Below are 21,728 nucleotides of genomic sequence, written 5' to 3'. Positions count from 1 at the left end.
CAAAAATACTGGGTCAGTAACCGACATCATTGAGTCAGTCATCTCGTAAAAATACAAAAATACTTAGCGCGCCAAGCTGCAAAATGATGAGGTAACGGTCCTGGCCTGCGCTGTATTTCGAAGTCGCATATTGTTTGAAAATCGTACTTTGGATTATACTAAGTTGCTCAGCGTATGTTTTTATAATTTTTTACAAAAAGAAGCTAATAAAACTCTGTCTACTTATCTTCTGATTGGTAAGCAGTTAGGAGAATTGATGAATAGTTTTCAGGGAGACAGATTGTAATTGTTGTGAGGAATGTCAAACAAATTTTTACTTTTGCCGAAATTGGTACAAATACCTTCTAATCAGGAAGTTGCATACCAAAAGGTTAGTACTTGTGCTTAAACAAAATAAATAATTTACTGGCAGATGTTAAGTAACACCGATCAGTTGGCTTTAAAAAAGACCCTTGATATTATTTGCGGCAAATGGAGGTTGTACATCATTTTTCAATTGGGCACACAGACTCGGCGTTATGGTGAATTACGAAGATTGATTCCTGACATTAGCGAGAAAATTTTAATTCAGGAATTGAAAGCACTTATTGCGCTGGGCGTGCTTACAAAGAAGTCATTCAGCGAAGTTCCTCCCCGGGTAGAATACAGTTTAACCGACAAGGGACATCAGATTTTACCAATTTTATTGCAATTAAAAACCATCGGTGAGAAGTTTATTACGCCGGAAGAGGTACGATAAACTTCCCGCTTTTCAACAAAAAGGCCGACACTGATATCAGCGTCGGCCTTTTTGTTGAAAAGCGGGAAAAGCTAAAACACGCGGAATCCCAGTGATACGGTAGCGATGCCCAAGAAGCCTTTAATGTTCTTGTCTTTGTAAACACCGCCGACCGGTACAGCATAGCGAGCGTCAATGTCTAGAAAGCTAACAGGAGTAAATCCAACGCCCAGCTCAAGGGCATAGGTGAAATCCTTTACTTCCAGATTCTGAGCCTCGTAGCGATTGAGCAGGTTAGTTGTGCTGGTCGTTGCCGGAATATCAGTAGCGGGAAACCCAACCGTTGAGTTCGCGTTGATCATGCCGGTGTTAACGCGCTTGGCCTGCGCTTTTTGGACGAAGATAAAGTTAGGTCCTGCGTAGCCCCGCAGTTTGCCATCCATCCAGCGTTTACCGATCAGAATAGGGACGTCGATGGCTTCCAGTGACGATTCGGACGTAACATTCAGAGTTGCGTTTACCAGACCCGGTAGCACGGTGATCGGGAGTGCATTCGCCAGCGCCGGGTTTGCGTTTACGTCCAGCGTAACGTTGGTCTTCTGTTTTAAGATGAAGCGGTTATAGGTTACCTCGGCCTGGATAAAGAACGTATTGAAGTTCTTCCGTGCCCAGATGCCGCCTGAGTAGCCGTACCCAATGCCGTTACTTTTGTTCTCGAGCTGGGGCACCTGCACGTTGCCGATGGTCTGAGCCGGAATGGTGGTAAAGCCATGAGTGAAAGTTCCTCCGCCTTTGATGCCAAGCTCAATGGGTCGAACTGAAGTCTGTGCCAGGGCGGCCGACGAGCCGATTAAAAAGAAAGCTAATATAGAAAGCTGACGTACATTCATAAGTGTAGACATTATTGCAGCAGAACGCGACGGTAGTTAGCTGGATTAACCTGGGGGACGGTTGAACTGTATTTTGAATTGATTCCTTTAATGATCTCGTTAGCAACCAGCGCATAACCGGCCGGAGTCAGGTGAATACCGTCCAGACTGAACGCACCCCCCTGGATGTAGGATGCCGTATAGGTAATACCGTTCTGCGAGTAGCCACCTGATGAGGTGATCTGCTGGAAAATGCTGTTGATATCAACATAGGCAACTCCTTTGGCGTCGGCCTGACTTTTCATGATGGCATTGAATTCGCCAATTCGGGTAGTCAAGGCCTGTACCTCACTAGCATCAAGAACAAATTGGTCCGGAACTGGATTAGCTACGCTCAGACCAACCCCCTGGGCAAGAAACGTATTGAGGAAAGGAGCAACGGAAAGCAAGAAGTAATCGCCCGTCGTTGACAAGCGCACACCACTTTTGGTACGGATGGCCAGCCCAGTACGTCCCTGCGATGCGACCAGGGCATTAACCTGCGCCGTAACAGTAGTGAAAAATGGTGCCTGAACAACATTAGGAATACTGATGACAACGCCCTTGCGACTACTTTCGGTCAATTTGTTCATCATGGCCGTGAAATTAGTCGTGAACAAGGCTGTTGTGGTCAGACCATTGGCTGTATTTTCGGCTCCAGCTCCCCCAGATGTAGCGTAAAGTAAGGCATCATTGTTGCCCAGCCAGCAGGAGAAGAAAGTAGCGTTACTCAGGTTGTTGCTGACATACTGGAAATACGTTGTGGCTTTGTCCGACAGCAACCGTTCGAAATAAGGGTTTCCGGCTGATGATCCGTAGCCCGGTATCAGAATGTCAGCCACTTTAATGGCTGGTACGCCCAGATTTTGGTTAGCATCCGTGAAGAGCGTGTACAGGGGGCGCCCCGTAGATGTCAGACCCCGGACGGCCAGTTGAGTTTTTGCCGTATCAAGGGTAGGTAGACTGGTAGAACTGGCGGGTAATCGACGCAGCCGGATATAGCCCGATCCGTTAGCCTGCGCTTCGGTAAACAGCGGTTGAATGAAATCACCGCCCCCTACGGTTTTGAACTGCCCGGCCAGGATGTTCGGGTAGGAATTAAGCTGGCTTTCGCGATAAACTCCACCATCGGCGTAGCCTGCCGTCAACGAGTTGCCAACGGCAACGTAACGGGTAAAATCGGCATTCCCTTTTGATGGTGTTCCGCCCGAGCTAAGACTTGGGTCTATGTCATTATTTGTACAGGCGACCAGTGCTGTCATGAACGTCAGCAAAGCTCCCCACCGAAACTGTATCATAGATTGCATAAATCAATGATGGTAAAATAAGGTGATTAATTAGGAGAAATTTGTGTAAATGTACGAGCTTTTACCACAATTCAAGATGGCGAAAACGGCAATAATTAATGGGTTTCATTGCGCGCTTTCAAACAATCGTCACGTGCTACGGTTTCTTGTGTTTAGTTGCTAAGGCAAACAGCCAGTGACTTGACTTTTACCTCTAAAACTCACGAAACCATGGGTGTATTATCGTTTTTTAAGGGCGTTGGCGAAAAGATTTTTCACAAGGAGCAGGAAGCCGCTCCCGCTGATCCCGTCCAGGCCGAAAAAGTAGAACCACTACGGGCGCAGGCACTCCTCGATCACGTAAAGCAATTAGGATTGTCGTACAAGGCACTGACGGTCAAAACTAAAGGCGATACAGTTATTCTGTCGGGTTCGGTGAAATCACAGGAAGATGCCGAAAAAATCGCCCTGGCGGTTGGTAACGTCGAAGGCGTATCGTCAGTCGATAATCAGCTTCAGGTTGACGAACCAACGCCAGAAGGAAAATATTATACCGTTAAGTCAGGCGATACGCTCTCCAAGATCTCTAAAGAAGTATATGGTGATCCGATGAAATACGGTGTCATCTTCGAGGCTAACAAACCTATGCTGAAAGATCCAGACCTGATCTATCCGGACCAGGTACTGCGTATACCAACGTTGTAAATGAACTAACGCCAATCAGGTAAAGTACTGATTGACTGAACGTATCAGGCAAGTTGCTCTCGGGTAACTTGCTTTTTTTGTGCCCGTACGTAATGAAGTCGACCAAAATCTCGTCTTTCCGAACATTCGGATGAGGCTCCGGTTCTATATATCTCAACGTATGAAAGAATAGTATGGCACTCCACTTATTATCCTACCTGAAAGAGCAGTTCACGCCCAGTGTGATCGATCAGCTCAGTGCGGAGCTACATGAACAACCTGCCAGTGTCTTGAAAGCGGTTAACGGAACCATTCCTACACTGTTGGGGGCATTAACTCGAAAAGTACAGTCAACCGGGGGCGCTTTATCAACCATTTCATTTCTGGAAAGAGAAGACTTGGAAAAGACACCGTTGGATGTTGCCCAGGTAACTGATACGCATGAAGAAACCGTTGCCGCTACACAGGGTGACAAGGCGTTTCTGGATCATATTTTTGATGATAAGCTACGTAGTACGACAGACTTGATCAGTACGTTCAGTGGTGTCAAAGCTGAATCGGCGTTGACGATCCTTGGCGTAGCGGGTTCTGTATTGATGGGCGTTCTGGGACGGCAGGAGCAGGAAAATGGTCTGACTGCCACCAGTCTGGAATCGCTGTTGCTCGGGCAGGCGACCGAGTTCCGGAAGGCGGTACCCAGTGGACTGGAGGGAGTTGGTAGCTTACTGGGTTTCAATGATTTAGTTACACCTGCTGGTCCGCAAACCGAAGTACAGGGAACGGATAATTTTAGTGGTACCCCGCTGAATCCTAATATTCCAAAAAGTGCAGAGGGCGACCGTCGGCGAGAAAACGTACGTTGGTTGCGTTGGGCCATGTTTGCCGTGCTGGCACTGATTCTGGCCTTACTCGTTCAGAAATGCCGTCAAAATCAGAATGGAATCGACGGCGTTAGCACGGATTCTACCAAACGGGTTGAGTCGAACGAAGCAGAAGCCAATTCACCAGCCACCAGGGAAAGTATCAAAGAGTCTAATGGACAGACAGATAACTCGACGGTACCCGGACCACTGGGCATTCGAGACTCGTCGGCCCAAAAAGAGAATCGGTAACCTGAAAAGAGAGAATTAAAGAAACTGACCGCCGGGATAGAGTCTTGGGTTGTCAACAGCAATATATAATCTGAATTGTTCAACTAACCAGCAACGTTTATGAAACGCAACGTAAATCAGTATCTCCGCACGGGAATGGCGGCCAGCCTACTCGTCGGATCCAGCTTTCTGTTCTTCAACTGCTCGGGTGAGAAAAAAGAGTCAAGCTCGGAAAGTGGCAGCAGCATGGCCGATACCACAGCAGATATGTCCGGACCAATGGGACGGGAAAAGGATACGCTCTATTCGTCGGACCCCACAGCTCCGCAGCAGGCACCCCCTGACAGTGCATCAGCGCGGGGCATGACGACCGTTCCTGCGGAGGTTAACGTAAAAAAGAATTAATAGCGATTTAGTATAGCCTATACGCGCAGGCACTCTGACATCAGCGAATCGACCGGCATTGGTTATATTGCCGATTGATTCGCTGATGCTTTTTTCTGATCCTTATGTTTGCTGACGCTATTGACCGCGTTGACCCGTTTACCCGTCCTATTCATTCCATTGTTCGTTTGTTCGGTCATAACGAGATCGTGCCCGGTACAGCTACGCTTTTCTTTGTCAATCAGGAAGGTTGTGCCATAACGTGTCGTCATGTGGCCGAGCTAATCACCCAGACTGAAGCTATCCACAAGAATCACCGGTCGTTTCAGGGCGAACGCCGGCAGGTTGAGCGACTCCCTGATGGGTCGAAACGAATTGGCGAACTGGAGAAGAAATATAACCTGCGTCCGGATACGGTGATTCGCATACGTAACAACTTCGTAGGCTGCGTCGATCAGTTTCAGGAATTGACCATCGATATGCACCCTACGCAGGATCTGGCGCTACTGCGCTTCAAAGGCTACAACCGACTCCTGTATCAGTCGCACGCCGTTTTCCTGAAAGATACCAGTCGGGTGAAATCCGGGCGAAGTCTGTGTCGGCTCGGCTATCCCTTCCCGGAGTTTACCAATTTTCGCTACGACACCTGGTCGGACGATATTGAGTGGACCACCACCGGTCGTAGTGCATCACCACGTTTCCCAATTGATGGTATCATTACGCGTCTGCTGAGCGAGCAGAATATGATCACGAGTATCGAAATGAGTACTCCCGGCCTGCGTGGGCAGAGTGGCGGGCCGCTGTTTGATATGAACGGAGTAATTTACGGTATGCAGGCGGCAACGCGGCACTTGCATCTGGGATTCGACATTGAAGACCGGGAAGTGCTTGTCAATGGCCGTAAAACACGCGTGTCGAATTACCCATTTCTGAATGTAGGCCAGTGCATTCATGTCGATATCATCAAAGCGTTTCTGCGGGAAAAAGGCGTTACGTTCTACGAAGAGTAAAGCAGAAATTGCTGACTTGGCCAAGTAGTTCTGCGAGTGAGTAACCGATAAAAAGGCGTTGACTGTATCTTTGAGCGGCCAACGCTTTTTTTATGCCACAATCTGTTACTCCAGCTGCGCGTCAGACCAGCCTTGCCAGCGATGCGCTGGCTTTGCTTAAACGGTTGATCGCCACGCCGTCGTTCAGCCGCGAAGAAGACCAGACGGCTCTTCTGATCGAAGACTTTTTTCGGGACCGATCGATCCCGTTCGAGCGACTGAAAAATAACGTCTGGGCAAAAAATCAGTATTTCGATTCTTCGAAACCGACGATTCTTCTCAACTCACACCACGATACGGTAAAACCAAATACTTCGTGGACGCTCGATCCGTTCGAACCTCTCGAACAGGATGATAAGCTGTTTGGCTTAGGCAGCAACGATGCGGGTGGCTGCCTGGTATCCCTGCTGGCTACGTTTGCTTATTTCTACGACCGCCCGGACATGGCCTACAACATGGTCATGGCGGCCAGCGCTGAAGAAGAAATATCGGGCCGGGATGGGCTGGAATTACTGCTGCCAGAACTGCCACCCATCAGCTTTGCTATTGTAGGCGAACCTACTGAAATGCAACTGGCCATCGCCGAAAAAGGGCTGCTGGTACTGGACTGCACCGCCTACGGCGTTAGTGGCCATGCGGCCCGTGACGAAGGCGAAAATGCGATCTATAAGGCAATCAAAGATATTAACTGGCTGACAACGTATCAGTTTCCAAAGGTGTCGCCAACGCTGGGGCCGATCAAGTTGTCCGTAACAATTATCAATGCCGGAACGCAGCACAATGTCGTGCCGGACAAATGTACGTTCACAATCGACGCTCGGGTTACTGAACAATACTCGCTGGAGGAGGTGATTCAAATCATCCAGGAAAATATTGAATCAGAAGTATCGGCCCGGTCGGTTCGGCTGACTCCCTCGTCCATCCCCGCCGAGCACCCTATCGTTCAGGCAGGACTGGCGCTGGGACGTACTACTTACGGCTCGCCAACGACTTCCGATCAGGCCGTGCTGAGTTGCCCCTCGCTAAAATGCGGGCCAGGCCATTCGGGCCGGTCGCACTCGGCGAATGAGTTTATCTACCAGCGCGAGATCGAAGAGGGAGTTGACGGATACATCCGGATGCTGGAGCAGGTTGTCTGATTTCCGCCGTAAGCAAATCGTTATAAAGGCTTGATCGAGTTGCTGGTTCACTCGAATAAATACGTGTGAGGGACTTTGCCCGAACGTCTGCCTTTGGTGAATAAACCAGAGTACCTACTTTTGTCCCGGCGATCGAAAGTCTGTTTCGGTATCGCTTTTATAATTGAGCCCATGTTTAACCGTCTTCGTTTAGTAGGGTTGGCTGGTCTGCTGGCAATCAGTCAGGTACACGCCCAGCCCAAACCAACGACCCGTCAACTCAACTGGCAACAGCTTGAAACCACGGCCTTTCTTCATTTTACGGTCAATACGTATACGGACAAGGAGTGGGGGGATGGCACCGAAAGCCCGGCCATTTTTAACCCAACGAAGTTCGATGCCCGGCAGTGGATCAAATCATTAAAAGATGCTGGGTTCAAGCTAGCGATCATCACCGCTAAACACCACGATGGCTTCTGCCTCTGGCCAACTAAGTTTACCGACCATTCGGTGAAGAGCAGTCCGTGGAAAGACGGTAAAGGGGACGTTGTGCGCGAAGTGGCCGATGCCTGTAAGGAATTCGGACTGAAATTCGGTGTCTATCTCTCACCCTGGGATCGGCACGAACCTCGTTATGGAACGGCTTCGTACAACGACTATTACAAAGGGCAGCTCCGCGAACTGCTGACCAATTACGGGCCAATCTCGGAAGTTTGGTTCGACGGGGCAAAAGGCGAAAACGCCAAGGATATGATCTACGATTTTGCCGGATACTGGGCGCTGGTTCGTGAATTACAACCCAATGCGGTTATGTTCTCGGATGCCGGGCCGGATGTGCGCTGGGTAGGCAATGAAGCCGGTAACGCGGGCGAAACCTGCTGGTCAACGATCAATACCGAAGGGCTGGCACCTGGCAAAGCCGACTCGAAATACCTGAATCGGGGGGATGCGAACGGGAAGCAATGGGTGCCTGCCGAAACCGATGTGTCGATTCGTCCGGGTTGGTTCTATCACCCGGCCGAAGATTCGAAAGTACGTTCCGGCAAGAATCTGGTAAATCTGTACTACCAGTCGGTAGGACGTAACAGTCTGTTGTTGCTGAACGTCCCGCCCAATCGGGATGGGCTGTTCTCGGAGCCAGATGTTGCCAGCCTACGGGAGTTTCGGAGTATTCTGGATGAGACGTTCAAAAAGAATCTAATCACTAAAAGCCCGAAGCTGACGGATAAGAAACTGGCTACGTCTGTCAACGTATCCGTTGATCAGCCACTAACGCTGGAGTTAAGCGGAGAACAAACGTTCGACCGGATGTCGATTCAGGAAAACATTGCTACTGGTCAGCATATCGCCAGCGGCCGCGTCGAGTACTGGGCCGACGGTTCCTGGAAAGAACTGGCTACCTTTACGACCGTAGGCTACAAACGCCTGCTGCGCTTCCCGGCGGTTACCACCAGCCGACTTCGGTTGACCGTCACGGAAGCGAACGGCCCGGTTCAACTGGCTGAGGTCGGTGCTTACAAAGCGTCGAGTCGTGAATAAAACCAATGGGCTTCGGTTAACAGCCGCCCAGACTACTAACTGATCACTCAACTTTATCAAAACAGGGAGACCTGTCTATTACGTATGCTATACCCACTCACATTCGAGACTATTTACAAGGATAAAATCTGGGGCGGCCAGAAGATTAAAACCATCCTCGGGAAAGATTTTTCTTCCGGTCCGGGTGGACCACTACCCAACTGCGGAGAAACCTGGGAAGTGTCGGACGTGGAAGGTAACGTATCAGTCGTGAAAGAAGGTGGTTTGCAGGGCAAGTCGCTGCGGGAACTGGTCGAGCAGTACAAAGGCGAACTGGTAGGTGAGCATGTGTACGAAAAATACGGCAATCGCTTTCCGCTGCTGGTGAAGTTTATCGACGCGAACGACGACCTGTCTATTCAGGTGCACCCGGATGATAAGCTCGCCGAGGAGCGGGGCAGTGGCTACGGAAAGACGGAGATGTGGTACATCATGCAGGCCGACCAGGGCGCGAAACTGAATTCGGGTTTCAACCGGGAGGTGACGAAAGACGAATACGTTAAAGCCGTTGCCGACAACACCATTCAGGATTTGCTCAACATCGAAACGGCTGAACCGGGCGATGTTTTCTTCCTGCCAGCGGGTCGGGTGCACTACATTGGCAAGGGACTGCTGCTGGCCGAAATTCAGCAAACATCTGATACAACCTACCGGATATACGACTTCGATCGGGTTGACCAGACAACCGGTCAGAAACGTGAACTGCATACCGACCTCGCCGTCGATGCGATCGACTACCATCATTACGATCAGTACAAAACGGAGTATCCGAAAGAAATCAATAAAAGCGTCAATACCGTAACGAGTGATTACTTCGTCACCAACGTACTGAACTTCGACCAGGAAGTGCTGCACGATTACACGCACCTGGATTCGTTCGTGATTCTGATTTGTGTTGACGGAGCGCTGACAATCCAGGCGGAAGGTGGCTACAACATTCCACTAAAAATGGGGCAGTGCGCCCTGCTGCCTGCGTCAACTACCTCGGTGACGCTGGTGCCGGACGGCGCGATGACTGTATTGGAAACCTACGTTCCTTAGTGTGAAAATACGCCCAGCACTCAATAAGCGAGTGCTGGGTGCTTCAGTATATACCAACATGAACCTAAACCTAGACGGAAAAATTATTCTGGTTACGGGTGGAGCTAAAGGAATCGGGGCAGGCATCTGTACGGTTCTGGCTGCCGAGAAAGCCATCCCGGTTATTATTGGCCGCAACGACTCCGATAATCAGCAGGCCGTAGAGCAGATTCGCCACAACGGGGGCGAAGCCTACTCCTTCGTTGCCGAGCTGTCCGATCCGGAGCAGTGCCGCCTGGCTGTCGAGAACGTAAAGAATCAATTCGGCCGCATCGACGGACTAGTCAACAACGCAGGTGTGAACGATGGAGTAGGGCTGGAGAACGGCTCGTACGAAGGCTTCATCGCGTCGTTGCACAAGAATCTGGTGCATTACTACCTCATGGTGCATCATGCCTTACCGTTGTTGAAAGAATCGAAAGGAGCTATTGTCAACATCGGATCGAAAGTTGCCGAAACGGGGCAGGGCAATACGTCGGCCTACGCGGCTGCCAACGGGGGGCGTAATGCGCTAACCCGCGAGTGGGCCGTTGAACTCCTGCCGTACCAGATCCGGGTGAACTGCGTGATCGTCGCCGAAAGCTGGACACCACTCTACGCCGACTGGATCAAAACGTTGCCGAACCCGGAAGAAAAGCTGAAGCAGATCGTCGCCAAGATTCCGTTTGAAAAACGAATGACCACAACGGAGGAGATTGCCAACATGGTTGCCTTTCTACTATCAGACAAGTCGAGCCATACAACCGGGCAGTTAGTCCACGTGGACGGCGGCTATACCCATCTGGACCGGGCCATTACGGATTAGGTCTACGTGCGCCAGCCGACGTAATTTTTGTTGTTTTTAATCCTTTTCCTGCCAACTCATGGCTTTACCAACGCCAACCAATCCGCCCAAGGTGACTGCCACCGGCGGAAATTACAAGATTGCCTTTGCCCTTGTTACCAGCTTGTTTTTTCTGTGGGGGTTAGCCAACAGTCTGAATGGCTCACTTATCAAGCAGTTCCAGATAGCGCTGGATCTGAACCGCTTCCAGGCGGGAATTGTCGATTTCGCTTTTTACCTGGGGTATTTCTTTATGGCGCTACCCGCGGGTTACGTCATGCGGAAGTTCGGCTATAAGCGGGGTATTATTCTCGGTCTGATTTTATACGGCGGTGGTGCGCTGCTGTTTTACCCGGCGGCTGAAGCACGGGTTTATAGTTTTTTCCTGGTCGCCCTGTTCACCATGGCCTGTGGTATCGCCTGTCTGGAAACGGCTGCCAACCTATACGTAACCGTACTGGGCGATCCGAACAAGTCGGAATGGCGGCTGAATTTCTCGCAGTCGTTTAACGGCATCAGTATCATTCTTGGGCCAATCATTGGGGCGTTATTCATTTTCTCGAAAAAGGAGTACACCCCCCAAATGCTTTCGGCTATGGCACCGGCCGAAGCGGAAGCTATCCGGGTTCAGGAAGCCTTATCGGTACAGGGACCCTACCTGACGATCGGGCTGGTTATTGCCATCGTAACGTTGTTGTTTGCCTTCACGAAAATGCCCGAAGTAGGGGCTGAAGAGGAACAGGCGGCCGGTACAATCACGATTCCGAGTCTGTTCCGTCATCGTCACCTAGTGCTAGGTATTGTGGCCCAGTTCGCTAACGTAGGTGCCCAAGCTGTTCTGTGGGGCTATTTCGTTGATTTCAAACTGGATTTTGCCCGCGATCAGCACTGGGGACTGGCCGAAGGCTATATGTACCTGATCAATTCCCTGACGGGTGGCCAACTGGAGCTGACACCCACGCAGATCGCTGGTTTCCACGCATCGTTCGCGCTGGTTCTACTGATGGTGGGTCGACTGGTGGGTACATCGCTGATGTCGCGCTACCGGCCGAACGTTATTTTGTCCGTATTCTCAGCGGGTGCTGTTGCCATGGTGGCAGTCGCGATTGCCGTAGGTGGCCTGACGGCGGTAATTGCCCTGAGCTTTACGTACTTCTTCCAGTCGATCATGTTCCCGACGATCTTCGCCCTGGCGGTTCGTGGTCTGGGAGCCGAGTCTAAACTGGCATCGTCGCTGATCATTATGAGTATCGTTGGGGGAGCTCTGATGCCACTGGTGGCCGGTATGCTGTTTGAGCAGGGTGTTGTCTACGCGCTGATCGTTCCGCTGATTTGCTTTGCTTATATTACGTTCTACGCCATAAACGGCTACAAAACTAACTCGACGGGACTGGACTCGTCGGGCGTACCTGCCGAAGTCGCTCCTTAACTATGCGCTATTGTCTTGCTCTTGATCTGGTTGATGATCCGGCGCTGATTGCCGAATACGAAGCGTACCACCAAAAAATCTGGCCTGAGATTGATGCCAGTATTCGGGGGGCGGGGGTAATCGATATGACGATCTACCGCGCGGGTAATCGGTTGTTTATGATCATGGAAACCGATGACGAAACGTTTTCCTTTGAGAAAAAGGCTGCCGCCGATGCCGCTAATCCGAAGGTGCAGGAATGGGAAGCGCTGATGTGGAAATACCAACAGGCGTTACCCATTGCCAAGCCAGGCGAAAAATGGGTGTTGATGGATAAAATCTTTCAGCTGTAGGATGAAGTTTAAAAGCGGTGGGGTGGCGAAACTACCCCACCGCTTTATTACGTTAAGAAAGGGGAGTTGCTAGTCCCGGCCAACTATGAATGTCGCTTTATTTATCCCTTGTTACGTCGATCAGTTCTATCCACAGGTGGGTATTGCCACCATGCGGCTGTTGGAAAAGGTTGGCGTGCAGGCAACGTTCCCAATGGAGCAGACGTGTTGCGGTCAGCCGATGGCCAACGCGGGCTGTGAACGGGACTCTATTCCGGTGTACCAAAACTACGTTCGGACTTTTGCCGATTATGACTATATCGTAGCACCTTCGGGAAGTTGCGTGTACCACGTTCGCAAACACTTCGACATTATTGAGCAAACGCCCGCAGTCAAGCACGTTCGGGAACGGACGTACGAACTGATTCAGTTTCTGACGGACGTAGTAGGAGTTACAGAACTGGAGGCAGAATTTCCGTACCGGGTGGGTATTCACCAAAGCTGCCACGGCCAGCGGGGACTGCGACTGACTAGTGACTCCGAAATGTCACCCGTTCGGGATGGGAAGCTGAGTCAGCTGCTTCGGCAGGTGAAAGGGTTGGAACTAGTTGATTTGAAGCGCTACGACGAGTGCTGCGGCTTCGGCGGGGCATTTTGTGTATCGGAAGCCGCCGTGTCCGCACGGATGGGGCAAGACCGCGTGCAGGACCATGTGCAGAGCGGGGCTCAGGTAATCACCGGGGGCGATATGTCGTGCCTGATGCACATGGAAGGTATTGTCCGGCGACAGAAGCTGCCCATCCGCGTGATGCACGTTGCGGAGATATTGACGGGTAGCGCGACATAATATTTACAGACTGGCGGTCATTCGCCGGGCTGTACAGAAAGTTGTTGAACAGGCCAAACGCGATGATGACGAACTGGTCATTGCTGACAAAGAAGGCAAACCAATTCGAGTCAAAGCCAGAGATTTATAACTATGACGCACGCTCAGGCTGCCGACCGATTTACGGCTGATATTGACCGTACCACCTGGCACGACGAAACCCTGTGGTTTGTCCGCCAGAAACGGGACCGTATGGCTTACCAGTTACCCGAGTGGGAGCAACTGCGCGAACTTGCGTCGCAGATTAAGAACCACGCGCTGAGTCGGCTGGACGAATACCTCGAAGAATTTGAGAAAAATGCCCAGGCGAATGGGGTAACGGTCCACTGGGCGGCTGATGCGCGGGAGCACAACCAGATTGTGCTGGATATTATGCGGCAGCACGGTGCTAAACGCCTGGTGAAGAGCAAGTCGATGCTGACGGAAGAATGTCACTTGAATCCGTTTCTGGAGAAAAATGGTGTTGAGGTGGTCGATACGGACCTGGGCGAGCGAATCATTCAGTTGAATGAGGAAACGCCCAGTCATATTGTGTTACCCGCCATTCACTTGAAAAAGGAAGACGTTGGCCAGATCTTCCATAAACATCTGGGAACACCCGTGGGTGAAAGCAATCCGCAGTTTCTGACGGAGTCAGCGAGACAGCATCTACGCCGGCACTTTGTTGCAGCCGACGCGGCCCTATCCGGAGTGAACTTTGCCATCGCCGAAACGGGAGGCTTTGTGGTTTGTACCAACGAAGGCAACGCTGATCTGGGCGTAACGCTCGCACCGGTGCACATTGCCAGTATGGGTATTGAAAAGATTATTCCGAAGCTGGAGCACTTAGGCGTGTATACCCGGTTACTGGCCCGTTCGGCCACGGGGCAATTATCCACCACGTATACCAGCCATTTTCACAAACCCCGACCAGGTCAGGAACTGCATATTGTGATTGTCGACAACGGGCGAACGACGCAGCTTGGTCGACCCGATTTTCGGGCGTCGCTGAAGTGCATTCGCTGCGGAGCTTGCATGAACACCTGCCCGGTTTACCGGCGTAGCGGTGGACATAGCTACAATTACACCGTGCCCGGTCCTATTGGCTCGATCCTTTCACCGAATGTTGATCTGAAGAAGCACAGTACATTACCCTTTGCCAGTACACTCTGCGGCTCCTGCTCTGACGTGTGCCCGGTCAAGATTGATATTCACGTGCAGCTCTACAAGTGGCGGCAGATCATTGGTGAACAAAAGGAGATGCCCGCTGGCAAACGAGTGGGTATGAAAGCACTGGCGAAAGTTCTAGCCCGCCCCAAATTATACGCTCGATTAGGTAAAGCGGCCCGACGGGTGCTGGCGGCTACTCCCTACGCGCTAAGTCATAACGGTACGATCAACCCCTGGGCTATTGCCCGCGAACTGCCTGAGCCACCAAAGCAAAGCTTCCGGGAGTGGTACGCAGCTAATGCCAAATGAGCACTTGTGAAGATAGAGCTTGGCTAGTATAGCCGAGCTCTATTTTTGATAAAAAAGTGACAAACAAACTTTACAATATGTCGTTTTTGTTTTACGTTTGATCGTTAAAACACACGTAAATCAGATGAACGCAAAATGGTTGTTTCCGCACCGCTTCCGGCTGATCGGCTGGTTCTTGTTTATTCCCTCAATTTTGCTCGGCCTTGCAAACAGGTACACCGAGTTTAGGTTCGAGCAGCTTGATGTGAGTGGTTTGCTAGTGTTCGGAGAAATAGGCAACAACTTGACTGATGAGGTCGCTGGTCTTGGGGTGATTGTAGGGTCATTACTAATCGCTTTTTCGAAGGAAAAAGTGGAAGATGAAATGATTAGTCGAATACGGCTGGAAGCGCTGCAATGGAGTGTGTACGCTAACTATTTATTACTGGCAATTGCCATGTTAACGTTGTACAGCACTGCATTTCTTGAAGTAATGATCTACAATATGTTCACGGTGCTGTTGGTATTCATTGGTCGGTTCCGGTGGTTACTACACCGACACACCAACGCCATGCTAACCTTATGAAGAATCGCCTGAAAGTGTGTCGGGCGGAGCTCAATCTGTCGCAGGCCGAGCTGGCCGACCGGATTGGGGTAAGCCGACAAACCATTAATTCTATTGAAGCAAACCGATACGTTCCGTCTACGGTGCTGGCGCTGAAGATGGCGCGCGTTTTTGACCTACCCGTCGAGCAGCTCTTTCAACTGGAAGAGATGGACTAAACGGTTCGTTTAAATACACAAAGCCGCTATACTGCATCTGTGCTGTCTCACCTACTCAAGCGCATGCTTTAATTTTAAACGTTGATTCGTGATCGGACCGCTGAAGCGGATAACAATTTAAGATTGATAGTAATCAGAACTGACGTAAATAGCAAAAGCTCGAAAGTCGTCGCCTAAAATGGGCGTTTTATGAAACTGTACATTGCCTGATTGGCTATACTCTATTAGGACAAGCTATACCTGTAGTGCAACATTGTAACCCAGTGCCTGAGCAAAGCAGAAAGTCCTGCTGGCAACTCCTGTTTGGGTTATCACTACTAATTGCCGATGAAAAGTTGAAGGCCCTGGGGTATAGGGCGAAGTCTGAACTGTACGATTCTCTATGTGATTGATGTTATAGTTTAGACTAGCCGTCAAGGCCAGATTGCGATTAATAAAATAGGCTACACCTAGCGTCGGTGTCAACGCCGTTGTATGTCCCTTGGACTTGGATTCAGACCCGCCTGCCGTATCTGTTTTGTATTTACTGATTGTCCGGCTATAGCTATAAGCGATACCAACGAAAGGTTTAAGCTTAGCAGGTCCAACATAGTAGCGGACGAAAGGTGATAACCCGATAGAGGTCCCATTCTGGCGCAGGTTGTCATAATTACCGAAAAGCTGCCCAAATTTTGTCGAGCTAAAACTAAAGGGAACCCCTGTGCCAATCACTAGACCATTAGTAACAAAATAGCCAGCTGAGGGGGTTAGACTACCCGATATATTTCGGTAGTCCAGTTCTTCCTTTTGGTAGGTGAAATTGCTCACTTGGGCTCCCACAGTCCATCGCCCTTTTTCGGTCTGTGCACTGGCCTCTAAAGCGATCATCAAACCAAATACCAGACTAATCAGGGTAGTTTTCATGATGTTGTTATTTTCGCAAGAAGTTTAAGGCAATAGGATATGGTTAAAAGTAATAAGCTGCCTGAAGCCCGAAGGATTGGTGGACTTGCTTAACGACCGAGATTTTAATCGTTTGTCCTGTCAGGGGATTAGTATAGTAGCTAGGGCTCCAGATTGACGTTAACCCTTTATAATATCGGAAATTAATGCAAAGATGCTTTTTGATATGCTGACCGATTCCTACTACCCATCCCGCATCAATTGATTGGTTAGGTTGAGTACTAGCATCAAGATCAACGATCTTGATTTGACGGGAGAGAAAAAAACCTGTCTGGCCACCAGCCTCCAGAAAAAAAGGGCTTCTTCCCGGGGATACCCGCAAAACTAGCGGCAGATTAATATAATCGAACTGCATTACTAAATTGTAATTCCTGAGAGCGGCTGAGGTATCAGCCGAACCGTAACTCCCTCCTAGTCGACTGTATACCACATCAGCACTGATGGCCAGTAGAGAACTCAACCGATACTGAGCGCTCAAACCAGCACTTATATGTGTATTCAACTTGGAAATGCCAACCGGTTTGCCAAACAGTCGTGTCAGTTGTAAGCCAACTTTGGGGCTAATCCAGAATTTCTTTTCCTGCTGAGCCATCGCTTGTCCAGTTATCAACAGGAATGTACAAATTACACAGCTCTTAATCAGGCAGCTTATTGTTTGCAAACATATCATAAGTTGACATTAAATCTTTTATGACGACGATCAAGCCAACTATACCAGAAGGCTAATCCAATATTGATCAATACCCCAGTCAAAGTAATGCAGAGTTTACCCTTGAAATTGTTAGCCCCCCAGTAGACGATACCAGTCACAGGAATTATCAGCGTCATGACTACAACAATCAGCCATTTAGCTAGTGAAGTAAGCATAGGTTCTTGCTATATAATCAACCGTCATGTTAGCCAAAGCACAGAACCGCTGTCTAAATACTGTTTCACAAAACGCTCCTTCCGAGAAACACACTCAAAATATTAACACACAAAAGCCCATATCTATTAGGTATGGACTTTTGTGTAGTGTAGAAAAACGTTCCTTTTCGGAAACGTGTAAGCAGTAACAGCCGTAAGCACATTGGACGTTTTGTCTGGAGTAGCGAATAGACTGTAGTTAGTCGTTAGAAACTACTGTACCGAATATGGAGTTTGTACCTTGATATAAAAACTAAATACTATGAAAGCGATCTGGAACGGACAGACTATTGCCGAGAGCGATGAAACGGTTGTGGTTGAAAACAATCATTACTTTCCGAAAGAAGCTGTGAAGGCTGATTATCTTGTTGATAGCTCGACGCATACAACCTGTCCCTGGAAAGGAATTGCGTCGTACTACTCGCTAGCTGTCGATGGGCAAACCAACAAGGATGCGGCCTGGTATTATCCCGAACCTAAATCGGCAGCCAGTCAGATTAAAGATCGGATCGCATTCTGGAAGGGTGTTCAGGTCGTTGATTAGCCGATGATCGAGATTCAACACCTGACTAAGCAGTTTGCGTCGCATACAGCGGTAAACAACGTATCATTAAGCGTTGGGCGTGGCGAAACACTGGTGCTGCTAGGGACCAGTGGATGCGGCAAGACAACCACGCTGAAAATGATCAATCGACTAATCGAGCCAACCAGTGGAACGATTCATGTCGATGGTGTTGACGTGCGGCAGCAAAACGCCCCTGAACTCCGGCGACGAATTGGTTACGTCATTCAGGATGGTGGGCTGTTTCCGCACTACACCATTGCCGACGCCATTGCGACGGTCCCTAATTTACTGGGCTGGGACAAAGACCAGATTCAAACGCGGACGCACGAGCTAATCACGAAACTACAACTTCCGGAAACAGTACTAAACCGCTATCCGTCGGAACTGAGCGGTGGACAGCGGCAACGGGTCGGGCTGGCGCGAGCACTGGCCGCTCAACCTCCGGTTGTGCTCATGGATGAGCCTTTTGGCGCACTTGATCCGTTCACGCGTCGGCATGTACGGCGGGAGTTGTTTGGTTTGAATGAACTCAAGGCAACGACCGTCGTGCTGGTAACCCATGACGTAAGCGAAGCAATCGAATTAGCGGATCGGATTGTGCTGATGGACAAAGGGCAGGTGGTGCAGATCGGGCCACCCGATGAACTGCTGAATCGGCCCGTCAATGACTTTGTGCGGGACTTTCTGGACGAAAAGCCGGTTCGTTTAGCCAATTGACTTTCTCTATGCTGGAATTTTTTACGTTCGTTCGGGAGCACGCTGACAAACTGCTGGAGCAGACATTGACCCACATTGGCCTGACGTTTATTTCGTTGCTGCTGGCTCTATTGATTGGCGTCCCAATGGGGATTCTGATTTCCCGGAGAACCCGGCTGGCCGGAGGAGTATTAGGGGTAGCCGGAATACTCCAGACGGTGCCTAGCGTAGCATTACTGGGATTCCTCATTCCGCTGCTGGGCATCGGCGTTGGACCGGCGTTGGTAGCCTTATTCCTGTACGCCTTACTACCTATCATCCGAAACACATACGTTGGCATTACGGAAGTAAATCCGCTGGTGAAGGAAGCCGCCCGGGGCGTGGGCATGACCGACCGGCAGGTGCTGATAAACGTTGAACTGCCGCTGGCGCTGCCAGTCATCTTCGCGGGTATTCGAACCGCAACGGTGATCAACGTGGGCGTCGCGACGCTGGCGGCTTACGTTGCGGCTGGCGGACTGGGGGAGTTCATCTTTAGCGGGATTGCGCTGAGCAATGTCAACATGATGCTGGCCGGTGCGATACCAGCGGCCCTTCTGGCGGTATTGCTTGATTACACGCTGGCGCGTTTGCAAACACTATCCGGAAAGCGGCTACGAATTGCGTCATTGGCGTTTGTCATTTTACTGCCGCTCTTATCGGCGTTTTACGTATTACCCCGTGGGCAGGAGAAACTCGTGGCTGGTTTCGCGCACGAGTTTTACGGACGTTCGGATGGGTACCCTGGTTTGCAGAAAACGTATGGTCTGAATATACGCCCTCGGCTACTGGATCAGAACCTGATGTACGAAGCCATCTATAGAAAGCAGGTCGATATCATAAGTGGCTATTCGACGGATGGGCGTATCAAGGCGTATGACCTGCTTGTTTTGAACGATAACCATCACGCTTTTCCACCATACGATGCCGCGCCGGTGGTTCGACAGGCTACGCTAAACCGCTACCCAGAGCTTGAGCCCACACTGAATCTGCTGGCGGGGAAGTTGACTGATTCGGTAATGACCGAGTTGAATTACCGGGCTGATTACAAAAAGGAATCGCCTGAACAGATTGCGAAGCAGTTTCTGATTGCAGCGAAACTATATAAACAACCAGCGCCCGGCGAACGATCAAACACCATTGTCATGGGCTCGAAGGTCTTTACCGAGCAGTATATTCTGGCGGAGATTTATCGGCAACTGATCGAGGGACACACAAAGCTGCGCGTCGCGTCCCGAACGGGGCTTGGCGGTACGCAGATTTGCTTCGATGCGTTACGTACCGGCTCCATTGACTTTTACCCTGAGTACACCGGCACCGGTCTGCTCGTTGTATTACAGCCGTCGGCTGCCACGTTGAAAAACTTACCAATGCAGCCGAAACCGGTTTATGACTTCGTGCAGCAGCAGTTTGCCACAAAATACCAGCTTCGCTGGCTGAAGCCGCTTGGCTTCAACAACAGCTATTCGCTGATGATGCGACAGCAACAGGCCCGTCAGCTGCATATCCGGTCGATTGAGGATCTGGTTAGCTACCTGAATAAATGAGTCGGTTTATTCGCTGGCACACCGCATCGTATCCAGACGACTGGGTAACGATTTCTAAACGTAACATACCTACATTCTTCGCATGGGGAATGGTCGCTGGTGACAGAACGGGAAAGGGTTACTGCCGCTTTGTCGGAGCCAAGGAGTTATGATGACGGTTCAGTAAGATCCCTGGTGGAGCGTAGCAGCGGGGTACGTAACGCGACGTAAGGCAATCATAGCAAGACCCATAGTTATACCGCAGGCGATTCCTAATGTAGGGGCTGAGAAAAAAGGCTGTAGCTGCCCCGCCAGAAAAATGCCAATAACGTCGGCCTGGTTGCTGAGGGCCATGTAGAATGCGAACTGGGCTCCTTCGACTCCCCGCCGACACAAACCCATCAGCGTGGGTAACGCTACAATGCTGAAAACGGGTTCGAGAGTTTGCCGGACGACCAGACCTGTGGTTGCGACGGAAGTAGTCGACCAGAAGGGAGCAAGTAACGAAAAGCCGAGATGCAGTATCGCCATCGATAGCGTAACACCGATCAACATGCGTTGGGTCCCAATAACATCGGCCAGCCAGCCACCTAGTAAAGCCAGGGAGACAGCGAGTAACGTGCCGTAGGTGCCACTGAGCACCGACACCGACGTATCACTCCAGCCTTCGTATCGAATCAAGTGAATGAAATAAGCCCGTTGGAAGAGACGTTCGCTGATGAAAACCAAGGCAACGGCGCCGAAGATGAGCAGGTTTCTACGCACAAGAACGGCTTGAAACAAATCGCGCAGTAAAGGGCCAAAGGCGACAGGCAGTAAGGCCATGCTCGTATTTCTATCTGAATGTTTCTTCGTTGACAGAAATGAATCGCCGGGTTGTTCGCGAATAAAGAAGGTAATGATGGTAAAAATCAGTAACACACCGGATTGTACAAGTGCTGCAGTATGAAAGCCCTTGTCGCGGATCACGAGCGCAAGCCCGGCGGCCCCGATGGCCTGCCCCATGACCATACCGCACTTCATGAAACCATTGATCCGGCCTCGTTCATTGACGGGGCTGATGGTAATCGCCAGGGCGTCGACGCTGACATCCTGCAAGGAGGCAAAGACACCGTGCCAGGCAAAAGCAAGAGCCAGCAGATTAAACTCTTGCACCGGATCACCGACCAGCAGAATAGCCAGTGATGCCAGCAACGCCAGGCACTGCGATCCCAACACCCACGGGCGTCGGCGGCCCATGCGTGACGATTGAAAACGATCGACAAAAGGCCCCCAGATAAATTTGAATCCCCACGGTAGCCCTACAACAGCCCCGAATGTACCCAGCGCTTGTGGAGTCAACCCCTCAGCAGTCAGGTAATTGGTTACGGCTGTCAGCGCGAAACCCGACGGAATTCCCTGCATGATGTACAGGTATAAAAATGTACCGTAACGAAGGGGACGGTTTTGCGAAAGAACCAGAGGTGAAGCGGGCATACGTCTGGTAAAG

At 50.5% G+C, this 21,728-nt stretch carries 23 protein-coding genes; 18 read left to right on the top strand and 5 right to left on the bottom strand.

All coding sequences use genetic code 11. From position 1 onward, the window contains the following. Nucleotides 1–412 precede the first annotated feature (412 nt). On the top strand, nt 413–739 hold the full coding sequence (locus ACYVAD_RS07565; RefSeq protein WP_461138875.1) for a winged helix-turn-helix transcriptional regulator: 327 nt from the start codon (nt 413–415) through the stop codon (nt 737–739). A gap of 71 nt (nt 740–810) precedes the next feature. Here ACYVAD_RS07565 and ACYVAD_RS07560 read toward each other — a convergent pair whose 3' ends face one another. Both ACYVAD_RS07560 and ACYVAD_RS07555 read right to left on the bottom strand, forming a co-directional pair. Continuing rightward, complete coding sequence (locus ACYVAD_RS07560) at nt 811–1,608, bottom strand: outer membrane beta-barrel protein (RefSeq protein ID WP_461138874.1); 798 nt, start codon at nt 1,606–1,608, stop codon at nt 811–813. A gap of 11 nt (nt 1,609–1,619) precedes the next feature. Further along, nucleotides 1,620–2,933, bottom strand: a complete 1,314-nt coding sequence (locus ACYVAD_RS07555) for an SGNH/GDSL hydrolase family protein (RefSeq protein WP_461138873.1) — start codon at nt 2,931–2,933, stop codon at nt 1,620–1,622. A 210-nt stretch (nt 2,934–3,143) separates the two neighbouring features. Between ACYVAD_RS07555 and lysM the strand changes: the two genes are divergently transcribed. The 14 genes from lysM to ACYVAD_RS07485 all read left to right on the top strand — a co-directional run bounded on the left by lysM (nt 3,144) and on the right by ACYVAD_RS07485 (nt 15,565). Then, nucleotides 3,144–3,617, top strand: coding sequence for a peptidoglycan-binding protein LysM (lysM, locus tag ACYVAD_RS07550; protein WP_461138872.1), 474 nt, complete (start codon nt 3,144–3,146; stop codon nt 3,615–3,617). Between the two features lie 173 nt (nt 3,618–3,790). Then, complete coding sequence (locus ACYVAD_RS07545) at nt 3,791–4,708, top strand: DUF937 domain-containing protein (protein WP_461138871.1); 918 nt, start codon at nt 3,791–3,793, stop codon at nt 4,706–4,708. 99 nt (nt 4,709–4,807) lie between these two features. Continuing rightward, complete coding sequence (locus ACYVAD_RS07540; RefSeq protein WP_461138870.1) at nt 4,808–5,092, top strand: hypothetical protein; 285 nt, start codon at nt 4,808–4,810, stop codon at nt 5,090–5,092. A gap of 104 nt (nt 5,093–5,196) precedes the next feature. Beyond that, nucleotides 5,197–6,081 (top strand): S1 family peptidase, encoded by an 885-nt coding sequence (locus ACYVAD_RS07535; RefSeq protein ID WP_461138869.1) that lies wholly within the window; start codon nt 5,197–5,199, stop codon nt 6,079–6,081. Between the two features lie 92 nt (nt 6,082–6,173). Continuing rightward, nucleotides 6,174–7,259 carry a M20 family metallo-hydrolase gene (locus tag ACYVAD_RS07530; RefSeq protein WP_461138868.1) on the top strand — a complete coding sequence of 362 codons (1,086 nt, stop codon included), beginning with the start codon at nt 6,174–6,176 and terminating at the stop codon, nt 7,257–7,259. A gap of 171 nt (nt 7,260–7,430) precedes the next feature. Next, on the top strand, nt 7,431–8,777 hold the full coding sequence (locus tag ACYVAD_RS07525) for an alpha-L-fucosidase (protein ID WP_461138867.1): 1,347 nt from the start codon (nt 7,431–7,433) through the stop codon (nt 8,775–8,777). Between the two features lie 84 nt (nt 8,778–8,861). Further along, entirely contained in the window at nt 8,862–9,857 is a 996-nt protein-coding gene (locus ACYVAD_RS07520) for a type I phosphomannose isomerase catalytic subunit (RefSeq protein ID WP_461138866.1), read from the top strand. Nucleotides 9,858–9,915: 58 nt separating this feature from the next. Then, entirely contained in the window at nt 9,916–10,701 is a 786-nt protein-coding gene (locus ACYVAD_RS07515; protein WP_461138980.1) for an L-fucose dehydrogenase, read from the top strand. A gap of 58 nt (nt 10,702–10,759) precedes the next feature. Continuing rightward, a complete protein-coding gene (gene fucP, locus ACYVAD_RS07510) occupies nt 10,760–12,148 on the top strand; it encodes an L-fucose:H+ symporter permease (RefSeq protein WP_461138865.1) in 1,389 nt (462 codons plus the stop codon). Between the two features lie 2 nt (nt 12,149–12,150). Further along, on the top strand, nt 12,151–12,480 hold the full coding sequence (locus ACYVAD_RS07505; RefSeq protein ID WP_461138864.1) for an L-rhamnose mutarotase: 330 nt from the start codon (nt 12,151–12,153) through the stop codon (nt 12,478–12,480). Nucleotides 12,481–12,565: 85 nt separating this feature from the next. Beyond that, a complete protein-coding gene (locus ACYVAD_RS07500) occupies nt 12,566–13,306 on the top strand; it encodes a (Fe-S)-binding protein (RefSeq protein ID WP_461138863.1) in 741 nt (246 codons plus the stop codon). 132 nt (nt 13,307–13,438) lie between these two features. Then, nucleotides 13,439–14,803 (top strand): lactate utilization protein B, encoded by a 1,365-nt coding sequence (locus ACYVAD_RS07495; protein WP_461138862.1) that lies wholly within the window; start codon nt 13,439–13,441, stop codon nt 14,801–14,803. Nucleotides 14,804–14,927: 124 nt separating this feature from the next. After that, nucleotides 14,928–15,368, top strand: a complete 441-nt coding sequence (locus ACYVAD_RS07490; protein ID WP_461138861.1) for a hypothetical protein — start codon at nt 14,928–14,930, stop codon at nt 15,366–15,368. Further along, nucleotides 15,365–15,565 (top strand): helix-turn-helix transcriptional regulator, encoded by a 201-nt coding sequence (locus tag ACYVAD_RS07485; RefSeq protein WP_461138860.1) that lies wholly within the window; start codon nt 15,365–15,367, stop codon nt 15,563–15,565. Before ACYVAD_RS07490 ends, ACYVAD_RS07485 begins: the two co-directional genes overlap by 4 nt. A gap of 234 nt (nt 15,566–15,799) precedes the next feature. Here the strand turns inward: ACYVAD_RS07485 and ACYVAD_RS07480 are convergent, their stop codons facing one another. Then, nucleotides 15,800–16,468: an outer membrane beta-barrel protein gene (locus ACYVAD_RS07480; RefSeq protein WP_461138859.1), complete on the bottom strand. Its 669-nt coding sequence runs from the start codon at nt 16,466–16,468 to the stop codon at nt 15,800–15,802. A 43-nt stretch (nt 16,469–16,511) separates the two neighbouring features. Next, entirely contained in the window at nt 16,512–17,117 is a 606-nt protein-coding gene (locus tag ACYVAD_RS07475) for a porin family protein (protein ID WP_461138858.1), read from the bottom strand. Between the two features lie 558 nt (nt 17,118–17,675). Here ACYVAD_RS07475 and ACYVAD_RS07470 point away from each other — a divergent pair. From ACYVAD_RS07470 to ACYVAD_RS07460, 3 genes are read left to right on the top strand one after another with little or no spacing between them, the layout of a single operon-like run. Continuing rightward, on the top strand, nt 17,676–17,957 hold the full coding sequence (locus ACYVAD_RS07470) for a DUF427 domain-containing protein (protein WP_461138857.1): 282 nt from the start codon (nt 17,676–17,678) through the stop codon (nt 17,955–17,957). 3 nt (nt 17,958–17,960) lie between these two features. Then, nucleotides 17,961–18,695, top strand: a complete 735-nt coding sequence (locus tag ACYVAD_RS07465) for an ABC transporter ATP-binding protein (protein WP_461138856.1) — start codon at nt 17,961–17,963, stop codon at nt 18,693–18,695. 8 nt (nt 18,696–18,703) lie between these two features. Then, nucleotides 18,704–20,260: an ABC transporter permease/substrate-binding protein gene (locus ACYVAD_RS07460; RefSeq protein ID WP_461138855.1), complete on the top strand. Its 1,557-nt coding sequence runs from the start codon at nt 18,704–18,706 to the stop codon at nt 20,258–20,260. A 159-nt stretch (nt 20,261–20,419) separates the two neighbouring features. On the opposite strand, the gene ACYVAD_RS07455 is transcribed toward ACYVAD_RS07460, so the two are convergent. Next, nucleotides 20,420–21,715: an MFS transporter gene (locus ACYVAD_RS07455; protein WP_461138854.1), complete on the bottom strand. Its 1,296-nt coding sequence runs from the start codon at nt 21,713–21,715 to the stop codon at nt 20,420–20,422. Nucleotides 21,716–21,728: the final 13 nt, after the last annotated feature.

This window comes from Spirosoma pomorum (genome assembly GCF_054776615.1).
The sequence above is the reverse complement of the archived record's forward strand: the minus strand, read 5'-3'. Positions and strand labels throughout refer to the sequence as shown.

Coding starts and splice junctions, on each gene's coding strand:
- ACYVAD_RS07560 (WP_461138874.1), bottom strand. CDS start 1,608: ATGAATGTACGTCAGCTTTCTATATTAGCTTTCTTTTTAATCGGCTCG.
- ACYVAD_RS07490 (WP_461138861.1), top strand. CDS start 14,928: ATGAACGCAAAATGGTTGTTTCCGCACCGCTTCCGGCTGATCGGCTGG.
- ACYVAD_RS07485 (WP_461138860.1), top strand. CDS start 15,365: ATGAAGAATCGCCTGAAAGTGTGTCGGGCGGAGCTCAATCTGTCGCAG.
- ACYVAD_RS07530 (WP_461138868.1), top strand. CDS start 6,174: ATGCCACAATCTGTTACTCCAGCTGCGCGTCAGACCAGCCTTGCCAGC.
- ACYVAD_RS07495 (WP_461138862.1), top strand. CDS start 13,439: ATGACGCACGCTCAGGCTGCCGACCGATTTACGGCTGATATTGACCGT.
- ACYVAD_RS07480 (WP_461138859.1), bottom strand. CDS start 16,468: ATGAAAACTACCCTGATTAGTCTGGTATTTGGTTTGATGATCGCTTTA.
- fucP (WP_461138865.1), top strand. CDS start 10,760: ATGGCTTTACCAACGCCAACCAATCCGCCCAAGGTGACTGCCACCGGC.
- ACYVAD_RS07525 (WP_461138867.1), top strand. CDS start 7,431: ATGTTTAACCGTCTTCGTTTAGTAGGGTTGGCTGGTCTGCTGGCAATC.
- ACYVAD_RS07565 (WP_461138875.1), top strand. CDS start 413: ATGTTAAGTAACACCGATCAGTTGGCTTTAAAAAAGACCCTTGATATT.
- ACYVAD_RS07500 (WP_461138863.1), top strand. CDS start 12,566: ATGAATGTCGCTTTATTTATCCCTTGTTACGTCGATCAGTTCTATCCA.
- ACYVAD_RS07545 (WP_461138871.1), top strand. CDS start 3,791: ATGGCACTCCACTTATTATCCTACCTGAAAGAGCAGTTCACGCCCAGT.
- ACYVAD_RS07455 (WP_461138854.1), bottom strand. CDS start 21,715: ATGCCCGCTTCACCTCTGGTTCTTTCGCAAAACCGTCCCCTTCGTTAC.
- lysM (WP_461138872.1), top strand. CDS start 3,144: ATGGGTGTATTATCGTTTTTTAAGGGCGTTGGCGAAAAGATTTTTCAC.
- ACYVAD_RS07505 (WP_461138864.1), top strand. CDS start 12,151: ATGCGCTATTGTCTTGCTCTTGATCTGGTTGATGATCCGGCGCTGATT.
- ACYVAD_RS07515 (WP_461138980.1), top strand. CDS start 9,916: ATGAACCTAAACCTAGACGGAAAAATTATTCTGGTTACGGGTGGAGCT.
- ACYVAD_RS07535 (WP_461138869.1), top strand. CDS start 5,197: ATGTTTGCTGACGCTATTGACCGCGTTGACCCGTTTACCCGTCCTATT.
- ACYVAD_RS07555 (WP_461138873.1), bottom strand. CDS start 2,933: ATGCAATCTATGATACAGTTTCGGTGGGGAGCTTTGCTGACGTTCATG.
- ACYVAD_RS07470 (WP_461138857.1), top strand. CDS start 17,676: ATGAAAGCGATCTGGAACGGACAGACTATTGCCGAGAGCGATGAAACG.
- ACYVAD_RS07520 (WP_461138866.1), top strand. CDS start 8,862: ATGCTATACCCACTCACATTCGAGACTATTTACAAGGATAAAATCTGG.
- ACYVAD_RS07465 (WP_461138856.1), top strand. CDS start 17,961: ATGATCGAGATTCAACACCTGACTAAGCAGTTTGCGTCGCATACAGCG.
- ACYVAD_RS07460 (WP_461138855.1), top strand. CDS start 18,704: ATGCTGGAATTTTTTACGTTCGTTCGGGAGCACGCTGACAAACTGCTG.
- ACYVAD_RS07540 (WP_461138870.1), top strand. CDS start 4,808: ATGAAACGCAACGTAAATCAGTATCTCCGCACGGGAATGGCGGCCAGC.